Raw genomic sequence first — 16,673 nt, forward strand, 5'->3', positions numbered from 1 at the left:
GGAATGACTTGCAGAGATTCCCGGGGCACATCGCCCCGGGGTTAGATGAACTTCTTACTTGGACTGCGCAGCCGGGCGCTTGAACAAAGCCCCGAGCTCGCCTACCAGTCCACGGCGGAAGGCGAGCACGCAGACGATGAAGATGAAGCCGGTGACAATGGTGACCGACTCCCCGATCGAACGGAACCATTCAATGTGAGTCAAGGCGGCGAGCCAGTTGCCGAGTTCACCCAGGCGGTTTTCCAGAGCCACGATCACAATGGCGCCGACGATCGGCCCTGCAAGCGTGCCCAGGCCGCCAACCAAGGTCATCAACACGACCAGGCCTGACATGGTCCAGTGCACATCGGTCAAGGTTTCAAAGCCCAACACCACTGTTTTGGTGGCGCCAGCCAGACCGGCGAGCGCTGCCGACAGCACAAACGCCAGCAGCTTGAAGCGGTCGGCGTCATAGCCCAGCGAAACAGCGCGCGGCTCGTTTTCCTTGACCGCTTTCAGAACTTGCCCAAAGGGCGAGTGAATGGTGCGCACGATCAAGGCAAAGCCGGCGGTGGCGATCGCCAGCACTACGTAGTACATCATCAAATCGCTGGACAGATCGACCAAGCCCAGTAATTTTCCTCGCGGCACTCCCTGCAAGCCATCCTCGCCACCGGTGAACGGCGCCTGCAGGCACACGAAATACAGCATCTGCGCTAACGCCAGTGTGATCATGGTGAAATAAATTCCCTGCCGCCGGATCGCCAATATCCCCATGACCAATCCGATGGCCGCGCCCGCTGCCGTTCCCAGCAGCATACCCAGCTCAAACGGCAATCCCATTGCCTTCAGGCCATAACCGGTCACATAGCCGGCGCCGCCGAAGAACGCAGCGTGACCAAAGGACAGCAAGCCGGTAAAGCCGATCAACAGGTTGAAGGCGCAGGCAAACAAGGCGAAGCACAGGATCTTCATCAGGAATACCGGATAAAGCACAAACGGTGCAACCAGCGCCAACAGGAAAGCAATGGCGTATCCCAGTTTCTTGTTCATAAATCCCACCTTTACTTTTCCCGGCCAAACAAGCCAGCCGGCCGCAGCATTAACACGATGGCCATGATGACGAATACCACGGTGGCCGAGGCTTCCGGATAAAACACGCGGGTAAAGCCTTCGATGACGCCCAGTCCCAGTCCGGTAATGATTGCTCCGAGGATCGAGCCCATGCCGCCGATCACGACAACGGCAAATACCACGATGATCAGATTCGAGCCCATCAGCGGCGACACCTGCACTACCGGGGCCGCCAGCACTCCGGCAAATGCCGCCAGCGCCACGCCGAAACCATAGGTGAGCGTCACCATCAGCGGCACATTGATGCCGAAGGCTTCCACCATCTTGGGGTTTTCCGTGCCGGCACGCAGATAGGCACCGAGCTTGGTCTTTTCAATGACGAACCAGGTTGCGAGACACACCACGAGCGACGCCACTACCACCCAGGCCCGGTACTTCGGCAGGATCATGAAACCCAGGTTGAACGCACCGGCCAAGGCTTCCGGCACCGAATACGGTTGCCCGGATACTCCATAGAAGGAGCGGAACAAGCCTTCGAGCATCAGGGTGATGCCAAAGGTCAGCAGCAAGCCGTACAAATGGTCAAGCTTGTACAACCAGCGCAGCATGCTGCGCTCGATGATGATGCCGAACACCCCGACCAGCAAGGGTGCCAACACCAGCATCACCCAGTAATTGATCTCGAAGTAGCTCAGCCCCATCCAGGCGAAAAATGCGCCCATCATATAAAGGGCGCCGTGCGCAAAATTAATAACGTTGAGCAAGCCGAAAATCACTGCCAGGCCCAGCGACAGCATGGCGTAAAAAGAGCCGTTGACCAGGCCGAGCAACAGCTGACTCAACATCGCTTGCAAAGGGATGCCGAAGATTTCCATGGCAGTATGCGAGAAGACTCTCTAGATGAGGGAAGAAAGCGGCCGTCGTCCGAACGCATCAGGCAATCCCGCGCGTTCGGACCAACTGCTTTAAATATTTATAGTTATCGCCTGAAGAACGCGCTTACTTCCAGAGCGCACACTTCGATTCCGCCTTCGTAGTGAATGCCTGATCACCCGGGATCGTTTGCAAGACCTTAAAGTAATCCCATGGGGCTTTGGACTCGGAAGGTTTCTTCACTTCCATCAGGTACATGTCATGCACCATGCGGCCATCCGCCCGGACCACTCCATTCTTCGTATAGAAGTCGCTGATCTTGTTCTTCTTCAAGTAAGCCATGACCTTGTCGGCGTCATCCGTACCGGTAGCCTTGACCGCGTTCAAATACTGAGTCGCTGCCGAGTAATCTGCCGCCTGAAGGCTGGACGGCATCTTCTTCATCTTGTCGAAATAGCGCTTCGACCACTTGCGGCTCTGGTCATCCTGGTCCCAGTACCAGCTGTCGGTCAGGTACATGCCTTGGGTCAGGTTCAGCCCGAGGGAATGCACATCATTGATGAACATCAGCAGGCCGGCCATGCGCATCGACTTGTTGATGCCAAACTCGTTGGCAGCCTTGATGGAATTGATGGTATCGCCGCCGGCATTGGCCAGACCCAGGATCTGGGCCTTGGAAGATTGCGCCTGCAGCAGGAAGGAAGAGAAGTCCGACGCCGACAGCGGATGACGGACGCTGCCCAGCACCTTGCCGCCATTGGCTTTCACCACGGCGGCCGTATCGTTTTCGAGCGAGGTGCCGAATGCGTAGTCAGCCGTGAGGAAGAACCAGGTCTTGCCGCCCTGCTTCACCACCGCCGAACCGGTGCCCTTGGCGAGTGCTACCGTGTCATACGCATAGTGGACGGTATAAGGCGAGCAGTCTTCGTTGGTCAGGCGAGCCGTGCCGGCACCGATCGAAATGAAGGGCTTCTTCTTTTCAGCAGCGATCTTCGCCATTGACAGGTTGGTGGCGGAATTCGTACCGCCCAACAGCATGTCGACGCCTTCCTGGTCGAACCATTCCCGTGCTTTGGAAGCGGCGATATCCGCCTTGTTCTGGTGGTCGGCTACGATGAATTCGATCTTCTTGCCGTTGATTGCGCCACCCACGTCGGCAATCGCCATTTTCACCGCTTCTGCTCCGCCCGCGCCGTCGATATCGGCATACAGGCCGGACATGTCGGTGATCAGGCCGATCTTGATCACGTCGCCCGAGATCTGCGCGTGTGCGGCGCCTGTCAGACCAACCGCTACGGCAGTGGAAACGGCAAATGCAATTGCTTTCAATTTCATGACGATCTCCTTTAAGGTGCAATGCGGATCCTTAGGTCTGCACTGCTTTTTGTTATACCCCGAGCAGCGAATGCAGCACGGGCATTTTGTTGCCCAACTCCGATGCAGCAAAGGTTTCGACAATCTGCCCATGCTCCATCACATAAAACCGGTCCGCCAGGGGGGCGGCAAACCGGAAATTCTGTTCCACCATCACGATGGTATAGCCCTTGGCCTTCAGCGTCGTGATCATGCGCGCCAGCGCCTGCACGATTACCGGCGCGAGGCCTTCGGAAATCTCGTCGAGCAGCAACAGCTTGGCGCCCGTGCGCAGAATACGCGCCACCGCCAGCATCTGCTGTTCGCCGCCCGACAAACGGGTACCCTGGCTGGACCGGCGTTCCTCCAGGTTCGGGAACATTTCGTAAATCTCGTCGATCGACATGCCGCGGTCGGTCTTCGATACGAAAGGCGGCAGCATCAGGTTCTCTTCCGCCGACAGCGAGGCAAAGATGCCGCGCTCTTCGGGACAATAGCCCACGCCGAGGTGGGCCACCTTGTACGTTGGCAAATGAATGGCTTCGACCCCATTGATCTTGATCGAACCCTTGCGTGTGCCGGTCAAGCCCATGATGGCGCGCAGGGTCGTCGTGCGACCGGCGCCATTACGGCCGAGGAGCGTCACCACTTCACCCGGTGCCACCGTCAGATTGACATCATGCAGGATGTGCGATTCGCCATACCAGGCTTGCAGATTCTTGATTTCCAGTGCCGCTGCCATCAATGCGCTCCTTCCAGCGCGCCGGTCGTGGTGCCCATGTAGGCTTCCATCACCTGCGGATTGCGCGAGACTTCCTCATAACTGCCTTCAGCCAGGACGGAGCCCCGCTGCAGGACGGAGATGCGGTCGCAAATACCAGAGACCACGCTCATGTTGTGCTCGACCATCAGGATGGTGCGGCCGGCTGAAACCTTCTTGATCAGTTCGGTCACCCGATGCACGTCTTCATGTCCCATGCCCTGGGTCGGCTCATCCAGCAGCATCAGTTCCGGTTCCATCGCCAGCGTGGTGGCAATTTCCAGGGCGCGCTTTCTGCCATACGGCAAATCAACGGTCATCGTGTCGGCAAACGCCGCCAGATCCACCTGAGCCAGTAATTCCCTGGCGCGTTCATCGAGAGAAGACAAGGTCCTTTCGCTCTTCCAGAAATGAAACGATGTGCCCAAGGGGCGCTGCAAGCCGATCCGCACGTTTTCCAGCACAGTCATATGCGGAAACACTGCTGAAATCTGGAAGGAACGAATGATGCCCTGGCGCGCAATCTGCGCTGGCTGCGCTGCCGTAATGTCGCGCCCATTAAACAGGATCTGCCCGGACGTCGGCACCAGGAATTTGGTCAGCAGATTGAAGCAAGTCGTCTTGCCCGCGCCATTCGGCCCGATCAAGGCATGGATATGTCCTCGCTGTACCTGCAGGTTGACATCATTGACCGCGGTAAACCCTTTGAACTCCTTGGTCAGGTGTCTTGTCTCCAATATCACATCCGCCATGGGCTCTCCATATAGTTATTGCGAACGTAAAGTCTTGTGCAGGAAAGTTTTACACACTACACAGGACGAAGAGTTGATGGCAACACGGAAAATAGCTGTTTTGCTAAATGTTTATCTTAGATCAATCTTAACGCATTTCTTTTAAGCAAGGCGAAAAAGAATATTGATAAAAACCTAAGCAATTCTACTTACTACTCTCCGTGCCCCGCACACAAGCTTTCACTCCTCAGGAATCTGGATCCTGACCTGGCTGACCACGATTCGTGTGCGCACAGACTGCTGGCGCTTGCGTACCGCCCATTCTTCCCGATGCTCGCTGGGCGCGACGATCGGGACCTGCAGGCAGACGCTCTGCGTCGGCAAGACTTCCTTCCAGTCCCGAATCAGCTGTCGATACGCCTCCCCTACCGGGCGGATGCTTCGTCCGAGGTCGTACAGGCCCAGCGGATTCACATGCCCATTGTTTTCGCGCAGCGAGGTATCCCAGTCCACCTGGTCCGTCAGCGAATACCAGGTAAAGCCGACGATAGGCACGCCGTCATTGCGCACACGCAGTACATTCGCCCACTGCTTGCGCAACCACTTGACCGCTTCATCGCCTTGCGGGCCTTGCGCCGAATTGGTTTCGGTATGCATGACCGGCATCCGGTAACGGTCGTGATACTGATGGGTGATGACCGCATAGCCAAAGATCTCTCCCGACCCTTTCAACCTTCCATCTGCCCTTACCAGATGCTCATTGGTCATGTAATAGTCATTCCCCATGATGCAGTGGTGCTTCAGATTGTTGGCCAGGAAAAAATGGTATTCCTCCCGCGTCATCCCATTGTCCATCAGGTATTCGTAGACATCCGAATCCACCCGACGGCCATAATTCAAGTCCAGGGAAAGGAATCGCCTCGCATTCATGATTTCCGCCGGCTTGATCGCATGCGGATTCTCGGCATGGAAGTATTCCGACGATTCGCTCTGCACGAACAAGGCATCCGGCCTGGCTTGCAGGATACGCTGCATCGACAGGACGTTGGCCTTGGCCAGGTGCTTGAGCGCAGTCACGAATGTCAGGTCCTCGCGACCCTGTTCGTTCCACCAGCCATACAAGCCGGAGAACAAGGCGCAGATGAACATTTCATTGACGGGCGTATAAAGCTGCACCCAGGGAAAGCGCCGTGCAAACGCATCGGCATAATCGGAAAACAGTTGCGGGAAATCCGGATTCTGGAAATTCCCTACCCAGTCCGGCACGCCGAAATGGCACAGGTCGACGATAGGCACAATGTCGCGCCGGTAGAGTTCCTCGAAGGCTTCATCCGCAAACGACCAGTCGTAACGGCCGGGGCCCAACCAGGTGCGATGCAGCGGCAAACCATAGCGCAGGAAGCTGATGCCGAGTTCCTCCAGCAATTCGAAATCCTTGCGCCAGTACTGGTAATGGCCGCACTTCTCCATCTCATCCATGCGCACTGTTCCATGGCAGATGGTCGGATTGCTGTTCTCGATGCCTGTGGCGAAAATAAAGCCGGATACCATCGTCGTCTCCTTGCCCCGCGCTGGTGCCGGCGCTAGGCGCGTGACAAGCTTGACACTATCCGTGCGCTGGAGTTTCTGGATGAGAGGCGCCGATGCGCAAGTGCTGGCATGGCATGCCCCGGGCCAAGAATGAACCGGGTGCAAAGGAAGCAGCGATGATGGAAGATGATCGCCGTGGCAGCGAGCGTCAGCCCATGTCTAGCGGCCAACAGCTCCCGGCAGCGTACGCATGGCGACCGGTACCGCTTCTTCGCGAGCCGCTTCTTCACGCGCGGTCGAAGATACACGCGACGCAAGGCGTGCCTGCCGGATCAGCTGCGCCGCCTTTTCGGCGATCATCACCGTCGGCGAATTCGTGTTGCCCGAAGTAATGGTCGGCATCACCGAGGCATCCACCACACGCAAGCTGCGAACACCCATGACCCGCAATTCGCTGTCGACCACCGCCAGCGGATCATCGCGCCGCCCCATCCTGCAGGTACCAACAGGATGGAAGATGGTGGTGCCAATGTCGCCTGCTGCGTTTGCGAGTTCCTCTTCGCTGCGGTATTGCAAGCCCGGCTTGAATTCCTGCGGCGTGTATTTCTGCAAGGCGGGCGCGGCAACGATGGAACGTGTCAGTCGCAATGCATCCACCGCGACCTTGCGGTCTTCTGCAGTGCTCAGGTAGTTCGGCGTGATCCGGGGCGCCACCAGCGGATCTCCCGAAGCGATGCGCACATGTCCGCGCGAAGTCGGGCGCAGGTTGCAGACACTTGCAGTGAATGCGGGGAAATTGTGAAGCGGCTCGCCGAAGCGCTCCAGCGACAGCGGCTGCACATGGTATTCCAGGTTCGCGCTCGGCTGTGAAGGATCGGAGCGGGTGAAGGCACCAAGCTGCGAAGGCGCCATCGACATCGGGCCGCTGCGCGACCAGGCATACTGCATGCCGATCTTCATTTTGCCGTACCAGGTATTGGCCATGGTGTTCAGCGTGCGCGCACCCTGGATCTTGAATGCCATGCGCAGTTGCAGATGGTCCTGCAGGTTTTCACCAACGCCCGGCGCATCGATGGCCACCGGAATCTGGTGCTGTTGCAGCAAGGCGGCCGGACCGATGCCGGACATTTGCAGGATCTGCGGCGAACCGACCGCGCCGGCGGCGCATATCGTTTCATGCACCGATTCCGCAAACCATTCTGTGCCGCCGCCCGTGAATTCCACGCCGGTGCACACAGGCCCGTGTTCGCCGCGTTCGATCCTCAAGCGCTTCACATGGCAACCGGTCATGATGTCGAGCTTGCCATGCCGCCCGGTCGTCGATTTCAGGAAGGCGCGCGCCGCGCTCCAGCGCAGGCCACCCTTCTGGTTCACTTCGAAATAGCCGCAGCCTTCATTGTCGCCGCGATTGAAGTCTTCCACATTCGGAATCCCGGTCTGCGCCGCCGCGGCACGGAAGGCATCGAGGATTTCCCACGACAGGCGCTGCCTTTCCACCCGCCATTCGCCGCCGGCGCCATGGTAGTCGTCGGCGCCCTTGTGGTAATCCTCGCTTTTCCTGAAGATCGGCAGCACCTTGTCCCAGCGCCAGCTGTCGTCGCCGGTCAGCATTGCCCAATGATCGTAGTCGCGCGCTTGTCCGCGCATGTAAATCATGCCGTTGATCGAGGAACAGCCGCCGAGGACCTTGCCGCGCGGGTAAATCAGGCTGCGCCCGTTCAGTCCGGGATCGGCTTCGGTGCGAAAACGCCAGTCGGTGCGCGGATTGTCGATGCAATAGAGATACCCGACTGGAATATGGATCCAGACATAATCATCCTTGGCCCCAGCTTCGATCAGGAGCACGGACACATTCGTGTCCTGCGTCAACCGGTTCGCCAGGACACAGCCCGCCGTGCCGGCGCCGATGATGATGTAGTCGTATTTGCCTGCGGATTCCACTGTCTGCTCCTGTCAGCCAATGCTTGATCGAACGAATGCGTGCGGCCATTGCGCGGCCGGCGCTTCCATCATCCATGCAATGCGTGCCGGAGATTGTCGCGCCCGCCCGGCACGGTCACTTCGCGACGGGCATGGTGAATTCCGCGCCCTTGCCTATGGTCTGCGCCCAGCGCTGCATCACCGATTTGTAGCGGGTATAAAAACGGATGCCTTCTTCGCCGTAGGCATGCGCATCGCCGAACAGCGAACGCTTCCAGCCGCCGAAGGAATGCCAGGCCATCGGCACCGGGATCGGTACATTGATGCCGACCATGCCGACTTCGATGCGACGTGAAAATTCGCGCGCGGTGTTGCCGTCGGATGTGAACAGCGACACGCCATTGGCGAATTCATGGCGGTTGATCAGTTCCACCGCACTGGCGAAATCCGGCACGCGGACGATGCACAGCACCGGTCCGAAAATCTCTTCCTGGTAGATTTTCATCTCGGGCATCACCTGATCGAACAACGTGCCGCCGAGGAAAAAGCCTTGTTCATGACCCGCCACCTTCAAGCCGCGGCCATCGACCAAGAGCTTCGCGCCGGCACGCACACCTTCATCGATGTAGGCTTCGATCTTCGCCTTGTGTGCGGCCGTCACCACCGGTCCCATTTCGACTTGGGGATCCATGCCATTGCCGACCTTCAGCGATTTCACGCGCGGGATCAGGGCTTCCACCAGGCGATCGGCAACGCTGCCGACGGCAACCGCCACCGAAATTGCCATGCAGCGCTCGCCGGCTGAACCATAGGCCGCGCCGATCAAGGCATCGACCGCCTGATCGAGATCCGCATCGGGCATCACCACCAGATGGTTTTTTGCACCACCCAACGCCTGCACCCGCGGCGGATACGCGCCCTTGCGCTTCGTGCCTTCGGTATAGATGTATTCCGCAATCGGCGTGGAACCGACGAAGGACACTGCTTTCACGTCCGGATGCTGGAGCAAGGTGTCGACTGCCAGCTTGTCGCCCTGCACCACGTTGAATACGCCATCGGGCAAGCCGGCCTGCTGCAGCAACTCGGCCACCATCAGCGAGGGCGAAGGATCGCGCTCGGAAGGTTTCAGGACGAAGGTATTGCCGGTCGCCAGCGCGATCGGCGCCATCCACATCGGCACCATGAAAGGGAAATTGAACGGGGTGATTCCGGCGGTCACGCCCAGCGGCTGGCGCAGTTGCCAGTTGTCGATGCCGCCACCGATATTGTCCGTGAACTGAGTCTTCAGGAGCTGCGGCGCGCCACAGGCAAATTCCACCACTTCGATACCGCGCACCACTTCACCCTTGGCATCGGAAAATACCTTGCCATGCTCGCGGGTGATGGCGGCAGCCAGGTCGTCATGGTGCTTTTCCAGCAAATCCTTGAACTTGAACAGGATGCGCGCGCGTTTCAGGGGCGCCGTGTCGGCCCAGGCTGGCGCTGCCGCCTGCGCGGCAGCAACCGCGGCATTCACTTCCTCCACGCTGGCCAGCGCGACTTCGCCGCTGATACTGCCGGTGGCGGGATTGAAGACAGGCTGGGTGCGTCCGCTGGAAGAAGCAGCCACGCGGCCGTTGATGAAGTGCTGGATGGTCGGTGCGGCAAGGTTGGTCATAAGAATTCCTTTGGCAAAATCGTCGCTTTTGACAGGATAAAGCCGCTTGCGGCGTAAATCCAATGAGTTATTATCAAATTCACTATAAGAAAAGCTTATGAAGGAGATGCGGTGGACCTTACCCAGTTACGGGCCTTCGTGACCATCGCCCGCGAAGGCAACCTGACCCGCGCGGCCGAACGCCTGCACCTGACGCAACCGGCCGTCAGCCTGCAGATCAAGTCACTGCAAGCCAGCCTCAATCTGCAATTGTTCACCCGTACCCCGAACGGCATGATCCTGAGCGACGACGGCGCCAAGTTGCTGCCCTTTGCCGAACGGGTGCTGGATAGCGCCGCCGAATTCCGGCAGCGCGCCAATGCGCTGCATTCCACCTTGTCCGGCACCCTGGCCATCGGCACCATCCTCGATCCGGAATTCATCCGCCTCGGTGCTTTCCTGAAGCGCCTGGTGGAAACCTATCCGCAACTCTCGACCCAATTGCAGCATGGTATGTCGGGCTGGGTACTGCAGCAAGTCAGAGCCGGCGCACTCGATGTCGGCTATTACCTCGGCACGCCCGGCAAGGATGTGTATGCCCAGACCCTGACTTCCTTCACCTACAACGTGGTTGCGCCCCAAGGCTGGAAAACCCGGGTCGCCGGCCAGGATTGGCCGGCCCTGGCGAAACTCCCATGGATCTGGACGCCGCCGGAATCGGCGCACCACCGCCTGCTGACCAAAACCTTTGCCCATTACAAGGTCACGCCGAACAAGGTCGCGCTGGTCGACCAGGAACCTTCCATGCTCGACCTGGTGAAATCCGGTGTTGGCCTGTCCCTCATCCGGGAATCAATTGCCTTGCGGGAAGCCCATGCCCATGGACTGGTGATTGCCGATGCGGTCAGCCTGTCGATCGACCTGTCTTTCATCACACTTGCCAAGCGGCGCCATGAAGGCGCCATCGATGCGGTGTTTTCATTACTGCAAGCTTTATGGAAAACCTGAAGCCCGGTGGATAAGTCCGGGAACAGAGCTGTGGAGAAATGTGAACAAGCACGTAAATCGACAGGGTCACGATTCTTGTCCCGAAAACATCCGCTTGCCATACAAGGTTTGTACCCGTGTTTACACATGCACTAACCAACTGATTCGAAAAAGGAATCCGGGGTTTTCCACAGAAAGAAGCCAGTGTTAACTATTACTACCATTTGTATACCTGACTTCTTATAAAACCACTTCTGTCTCCTCGTCACGGCGTGAAAGCATGCCGAACTGGAAATTCTGCAGAAACTCTCTTTGCCCTGAAAATTGCATTCCTGATAAATTCCAGATGCCGTGTTCTTTCGAAGCTTGCAAAATTGGGCTGTGCCCTCTTGTGGATAAAAAGCCGAAATTCGCATGCACTGAATGTGCATAAACCCCTCGGCAAGCGCGATTACTTTTTTTGTCCAGAATTCTTCCGTGTGCCATACAGGATTTATACCTGTACTTTTTTTTGACCTAAATAATTGATTCACTACGAAGAATCTGAGTTATCCACAAAAAACCCGACTGTAAACAATTACTACCATTTGTATACCTAACCTTTGTAAACACCTTAAAACATTTTCAACATCGCCCTCATCGCTGGAAAGCAAAGGAGCAAATCCTTGAAAGAATGCCAATGACTTCTTCGATACCGAAACTGGGATTGATCAGCGCCATGGACCAGGAACAGGCTGGGCTGGTGGACTTGCTGCAGGAAGCTCGCCGAACCGTGCGCGGACAGCGCGAGTTCATCAGCGGCCGCCTGGAACAGCTGGAATGTGTCTGTGTGCTATCCCGCCTTGGCAAGGTAGCCGCCGCGGCGACGGCCGCGACCTTGATTGAAGGCTTTGGCGTGACGCATATCGTATTTACCGGGGTGGCCGGCAGTGCCGATCCGTCCGTGCGGATTGGCGACATGGTCGTGGCCGACCGGCTGATCCAGCATGACATGAATGCCAGTCCGCTGTTTCCGCGCTTCGAAGTCCCGCTGACCGGGCAAGCCAGCTTCGCGGCCGACCGCCCCTTGTCGGATCGCTTGATGGGGGAAGCAGACAGCTTCCTTCGGAATGAATTACGGCAAGCATTGGCCGAAGAGGACTTGCGTGCTTTCCGGCTGGATCAGCCCAGGGTGCACCGCGGCTTGATCGCCAGCGGCGATGAATTTATCCACAGCCGTGACCGGCTCGATGCGCTCAAAACCAGCTTGCCCGATGTGCTTGCGGTGGAAATGGAAGGTGCCGCGCTTGCCCAAGTCTGTTTCGAGTTCGGCGTGCCCTTTGCCGTGATCCGCACGATTTCCGACAATGCCGATCACGAAGCGCCGCTGAATTTCCTGCAATTCATGGACCGGGTGGCCGCGCGCTATGCCTTCCATGTGATGCAGCGCTTCTGCCGGGGTGGCTGAACTCGCCGCAATGATTCGGTGCTCAATTTTCCAGAGTCAGAAGACGGGCATTGCCGCCAGCCGCTGCAGTATTGATGCAAAGAGCATGTTCGGCAACCAGGCGCCAGAGTGCAATCTTCCTCCTGGCCTCGGTTTCCACGACCGGGACCAATGCACCGTTGCGCAATGCAAGCAGGGGCAGAACCGCGGGCAACCGGGATGAATCGACCAGCGCCATGCGCAAGGCAATCTCGGAATTTCTCACATCATCAATGAAGCGCACCGAATCGAGCACCGCTTGCGGCAAATCCGCCGGAAGCGAATCTGCCTTGGCAAGCACTGCTTGATTGCCGGCTGCAAATACTGCTGCCACTTGATTGAGCAAGCCATCAAGATCATCTGCTGCGCACAGCACCGCGCCGCGGGGCACGAGAGACAGGCTGTTGCGCTCGCCCGTCGGTCCCGGCAGTTGCAGCTCCAGGGCCAACGGGCTGGTTTCCCGGTAATGTTCGCAAAGCGCGACAAGTTCTTCGCGCCGGTGTGATCGTGCCCATGTTGCAAGAGCATCCAGCGCCGGCGCAGTGAAGTCGGGCCGGGTAAAGCTTGGCTCGAATATGGGCTGTGCTTCGCGCTGCAAGCGTTTCAGATAAAGGGGCCCGCCCGCCTTCGGCCCGGTGCCAGACTTGCCTTCTCCACCAAAGGGTTGCACACCGACTACCGCACCGATGATATTGCGGTTGACATAGATATTGCCGACCCGCGCATGGGCGCAGATATATTCGATGGTTTCATCGATACGCGAATGGATACCGAGAGTCAATCCGTAACCGGTCGCGTTGATCGCATCCACCAGTTGCGGCAATTCTTCGCGGCGATAGCGCAGCACATGCAAGACCGGCCCGAAGACTTCGCGCTCGAGCTCATCCAGCGCAGCGATTTCGATCACGGCAGGTGCAACGAAGGTGCCATGCGCGCAACCCGGCGGCAGCGGCAATTGATAAACCTTTTTGCCGGCGGCGCGCATTTTTTCGAGATGGCGCAGCAAGGCTTGCTGCGCTTCTCGATTGATTACCGGACCGATATCGGTGGACAGCCGGTCCGGGTTGCCGATGCAAAGTTCGCGCATCGCACCTTGGAGCATCGCCAGAACCTTGTCGGCGATTTCGCTTTGCAGGCAAAGCACGCGCAAGGCGGAGCAGCGCTGGCCGGCACTGTCGAAGGCCGAAGTGATCGCGTCCTGCACCACCTGTTCCGGCAAGGCACTGGAATCTACAATCATTGCATTCTGTCCGCCGGTTTCCGCAATCAAAGGCAACTCGTTTCCTTCTGCAAGTGTGCGAGCGGCTAGGCTGCGGGAAATCGATTGCGCGACTTCGGTGGAACCGGTAAAGATTACGCCAAGCACCCGCGCATCCGATATCAAGTGCGCACCGACCTCTTCACCACGCCCGGGCAAGAACTGCAGCGCGGACCGCGGTACACCGGCCTCGTGCAGCAATTGCACGGCACGATGCGCAATCAGAGGTGTTTGTTCCGCCGGCTTGGCAAGCACTACATTGCCGGCAGCGAGTGCCGCACTCACTTCACCGATGAAAATTGCCAGCGGAAAATTCCAGGGACTGATGCAGGCGACCGGCCCGAGTGGGCGTATCAATTCCGATTCCCTGACTTGTGCCGCGTAATAGCGCAAAAAGTCCACCGCTTCACGCACTTCCGAGAGCGCATTCGGCAGGGTCTTGCCGGCTTCGCGAATGGCCAATGCCATCAATTCCAGTCGATGCGTTTCCAGCAGGTCGGCCGCCTTCATCAGTATCTGCGCGCGTTCCGCGCCTGAGGTGTTTTGCCAGTCTTGCACACTTGCCTGTGCCGCAGCCAGTGCGCTTTCAAGCTCGGCCCTGCTTGCCTGTGTCACTTGTCCGACCAGATCGTGGCGATCAGCCGGGTTGCGAATTTCTTCCATGTCTCCGCACACCGGCACGTCCACCGCGAGCAGAGGCGCTGCCTGCCATTGCTGCGCGCCGAAGGATTGCAATGCGGCGCCGACTTGCCACAACTGCTGCTCATTGCTCCAGTCGATGCCGGCAGAATTCCTGCGCTCTTTGCCGAACAGGTCGGCCGGCAGTGGGATGCGGGGATGCGCTTGGCCATCAAGTTCCCGAGCGCGGGCAAAGGGATCGGCGAGCAGCGATTCGGTTGGAATCCTGTCATTCACCACCTGGTTGACGAAGGATGAATTCGCACCGTTTTCCAGCAAGCGGCGCACCAGGTAAGCGAGCAGGGTTTCATGCGAGCCGACCGGTGCATAGATGCGGCAGGGGCGATCCAGCTTATCGGTGCCGACCACCTGGTCGTACAGGGTTTCTCCCATGCCATGCAAGCACTGGAATTCATAATCGGTGATGCCGCGCGCATTGGACCAGCCATACACTGTCGCTAAGGTCTGCGCATTGTGCGTGGCGAATTGCGGATACACCGCATCGCTTGCATCCAGCAGCTTTTGCGCGCATGCGAGATACGACACATCGGTATAGACCTTGCGCGTATACACCGGGTAGCCGGACAAGCCGTCGACTTGCGCACGCTTGATTTCCGCATCCCAGTAGGCGCCCTTCACCAGGCGCAGCATGAACCTGTGGCCGCTGCGCCGCGCGAGATCGACCAGGTAATCGATCACGAAGGGGCAGCGTTTCTGGTATGCCTGCACCACGAAGCCGATGCCATCGAAGCCAGCAAGATCGGGATCGAAGGCCAGGCTTTCCATCAGGTCAAGCGACAATTCCAGCCGGTCCGCTTCTTCCGCATCGATGTTCAAGCCGATGTCGTAACACTTGGCCAAGTGCAGCAATTGCTTCAGGCGTGGTAGCAATTCCTGCATCACGCGAGCACGCTGGGCGCGAGCGTAGCGCGGATGCAGTGCAGAGAGCTTGACCGAGATGCCGGGGCCATTGCGAATGCCGCGTCCTCTGGCTGAATCGCCGATGGCATGGATCGCATGCTCATAAGCTGTGAAATATCTGTCGGCATCTTCTGCGGTCAGCGCTGCCTCGCCCAGCATGTCGTAGGAAAAGCGGTAGCCGCGTGTTTCGCGTTCTCGGCTGTTGGCAAGCGCTTCTTCTATCGTTTGGCCGGTGACGAATTGATTGCCCAGCATGCGCATTGCGAGATCGACGCCCTTGCGGATCAGCGGCTCTCCGCCTTTGGCGATCAGGCGCGCAAGTACATGGCCCAAGCCTTGTTCGGTATGGGTCGCCATCAGCTTGCCAGTGATGAGCAGGCCCCAGGTCGCTGCGTTGACGAACAGCGAGGGCGATTCGCCAAGATGCTTGCGCCAGTTGCCGCGGCTGATCTTGTCCGCGATCAGACGATCCGCCGTGGCCTTGTCCGGAATGCGCAGCAAGGCTTCTGCCAGGCACATCAAGGCAATGCCTTCTTCCGAGGACAGGGAAAATTCCTGCATCAGTGCATCCACGCCCGAGGCTCGGGCGCGTTGCGAACGAACGGCGACTATGAGTTGACGCGCCAGGGCTTGCGCAGCTTGAGTGCTGGCTTCATCCGGCACAGCCTGAGACAGCATCCATTGCACCGCTTCGCGTTCATCACGCCGATATGCATCGGTGATTGCAGCGCGCAAGAGTGTCTGATGCTGCGTGATTTCGGCTTCCAATGCCGCGAAGGGAGCGGGACAGGAAAAAACTTCCTCGGTCTTGAGCAGCGTGGCAGACATATGGCGCCTTTCGCCGATAATGATGATTCGATTCTAGTAAGGGTTTGCAAAGATTAATTCCGGAAATGAAGGCAAGCACCGGAATTTCATATTCCATCTAAGAGAAGCACCAAACAAAATTCGGAGCGAGGAAACCGGCATGCTCGACAAGATCAGCAAGAAGATCCTGGGCGAATTGCAAAACGACGGCCGCATCAGCAATGTGGAACTGGCCTCCCGGGTGAACCTGTCGCCTGCCGCTTGCCTGGAGCGGGTGCGCAAGCTGCAGGATGCCGGCTACATTCTCGGGTACACCGCGCAACTGAATCCGCAAATGCTGGATGTGGCGTTGCTGGTATTCATTGAAGTTGTGCTGGACCGCACCACGCCGGAAGTCTTCGATGCGTTCAAGCGCAGCGTGCAAGCCATTCCCGAAGTGCTCGAGTGCCACATGGTCGCCGGTGGCTTCGATTACCTGATCAAGGCACGGGTCAAGGACATGAATGCCTATCGCGAATTCCTCGGCAAATCCCTCCTGCAATTGAAGGGCGTGCGCGAAACGCACACCTATGCGGTCATGGAAGAAGTGAAGAGCACGACCAAGCTGCCGGTGCGCTAGCAAAAAATTCCACTTGGAAAATTTGTATCACTCTCCCTGTTCTTTATTCCTACGGGTATTGCGGATATGCATGCGCTGTAAC

12 protein-coding genes are annotated in these 16,673 nt (G+C 58.1%); 3 read left to right on the forward strand and 9 right to left on the reverse strand.

All coding sequences use genetic code 11. From position 1 onward, the window contains the following. Positions 1 to 54 precede the first annotated feature (54 nt). The 8 genes from HGHM_RS02645 to HGHM_RS02680 form a co-directional block, all read right to left on the reverse strand. Complete coding sequence (locus HGHM_RS02645) at positions 55 to 1,032, reverse strand: branched-chain amino acid ABC transporter permease (RefSeq protein ID WP_019139953.1); 978 nt, start codon at positions 1,030 to 1,032, stop codon at positions 55 to 57. An 11-nt stretch (positions 1,033 to 1,043) separates the two neighbouring features. Further along, positions 1,044 to 1,928 (reverse strand): branched-chain amino acid ABC transporter permease, encoded by an 885-nt coding sequence (locus HGHM_RS02650; RefSeq protein WP_019139954.1) that lies wholly within the window; start codon positions 1,926 to 1,928, stop codon positions 1,044 to 1,046. Between the two features lie 124 nt (positions 1,929 to 2,052). Next, positions 2,053 to 3,261 (reverse strand): ABC transporter substrate-binding protein, encoded by a 1,209-nt coding sequence (locus HGHM_RS02655; protein WP_019139955.1) that lies wholly within the window; start codon positions 3,259 to 3,261, stop codon positions 2,053 to 2,055. A 52-nt stretch (positions 3,262 to 3,313) separates the two neighbouring features. Beyond that, positions 3,314 to 4,021, reverse strand: a complete 708-nt coding sequence (locus tag HGHM_RS02660) for an ABC transporter ATP-binding protein (RefSeq protein WP_019139956.1) — start codon at positions 4,019 to 4,021, stop codon at positions 3,314 to 3,316. Continuing rightward, positions 4,021 to 4,791 carry an ABC transporter ATP-binding protein gene (locus tag HGHM_RS02665; RefSeq protein ID WP_019139957.1) on the reverse strand — a complete coding sequence of 257 codons (771 nt, stop codon included), beginning with the start codon at positions 4,789 to 4,791 and terminating at the stop codon, positions 4,021 to 4,023. The genes HGHM_RS02660 and HGHM_RS02665 overlap by 1 nt, the downstream gene beginning before the upstream one ends. Before the next feature lie 219 nt (positions 4,792 to 5,010). Next, positions 5,011 to 6,321 (reverse strand): family 1 glycosylhydrolase, encoded by a 1,311-nt coding sequence (locus HGHM_RS02670; RefSeq protein ID WP_019139958.1) that lies wholly within the window; start codon positions 6,319 to 6,321, stop codon positions 5,011 to 5,013. A 198-nt stretch (positions 6,322 to 6,519) separates the two neighbouring features. After that, the gene (locus tag HGHM_RS02675; protein WP_019139959.1) at positions 6,520 to 8,241 is read right to left on the reverse strand and encodes a GMC family oxidoreductase; all 1,722 of its coding nucleotides are present in this window, start codon (positions 8,239 to 8,241) and stop codon (positions 6,520 to 6,522) included. Between the two features lie 115 nt (positions 8,242 to 8,356). After that, positions 8,357 to 9,877, reverse strand: a complete 1,521-nt coding sequence (locus HGHM_RS02680; protein WP_019139960.1) for a CoA-acylating methylmalonate-semialdehyde dehydrogenase — start codon at positions 9,875 to 9,877, stop codon at positions 8,357 to 8,359. Positions 9,878 to 9,988: 111 nt separating this feature from the next. Between HGHM_RS02680 and HGHM_RS02685 the strand changes: the two genes are divergently transcribed. Continuing rightward, on the forward strand, positions 9,989 to 10,864 hold the full coding sequence (locus tag HGHM_RS02685) for a LysR family transcriptional regulator (RefSeq protein WP_019139961.1): 876 nt from the start codon (positions 9,989 to 9,991) through the stop codon (positions 10,862 to 10,864). A gap of 658 nt (positions 10,865 to 11,522) precedes the next feature. Then, the gene (locus HGHM_RS02690) at positions 11,523 to 12,290 is read left to right on the forward strand and encodes a 5'-methylthioadenosine/adenosylhomocysteine nucleosidase (RefSeq protein ID WP_019139962.1); all 768 of its coding nucleotides are present in this window, start codon (positions 11,523 to 11,525) and stop codon (positions 12,288 to 12,290) included. Positions 12,291 to 12,312: 22 nt separating this feature from the next. Here the strand turns inward: HGHM_RS02690 and putA are convergent, their stop codons facing one another. Continuing rightward, entirely contained in the window at positions 12,313 to 15,993 is a 3,681-nt protein-coding gene (putA, locus tag HGHM_RS02695; protein ID WP_019139963.1) for a trifunctional transcriptional regulator/proline dehydrogenase/L-glutamate gamma-semialdehyde dehydrogenase, read from the reverse strand. A 139-nt stretch (positions 15,994 to 16,132) separates the two neighbouring features. Here putA and HGHM_RS02700 point away from each other — a divergent pair, with 139 nt between their 5' ends. Further along, a complete protein-coding gene (locus HGHM_RS02700) occupies positions 16,133 to 16,591 on the forward strand; it encodes an Lrp/AsnC ligand binding domain-containing protein (RefSeq protein ID WP_019139964.1) in 459 nt (152 codons plus the stop codon). Positions 16,592 to 16,673: the final 82 nt, after the last annotated feature.

The organism is Noviherbaspirillum massiliense JC206, assembly GCF_000312045.1.
In the GTDB taxonomy this organism is placed as follows: Bacteria; Pseudomonadota; Gammaproteobacteria; order Burkholderiales; family Burkholderiaceae_D; genus Noviherbaspirillum; species Noviherbaspirillum massiliense.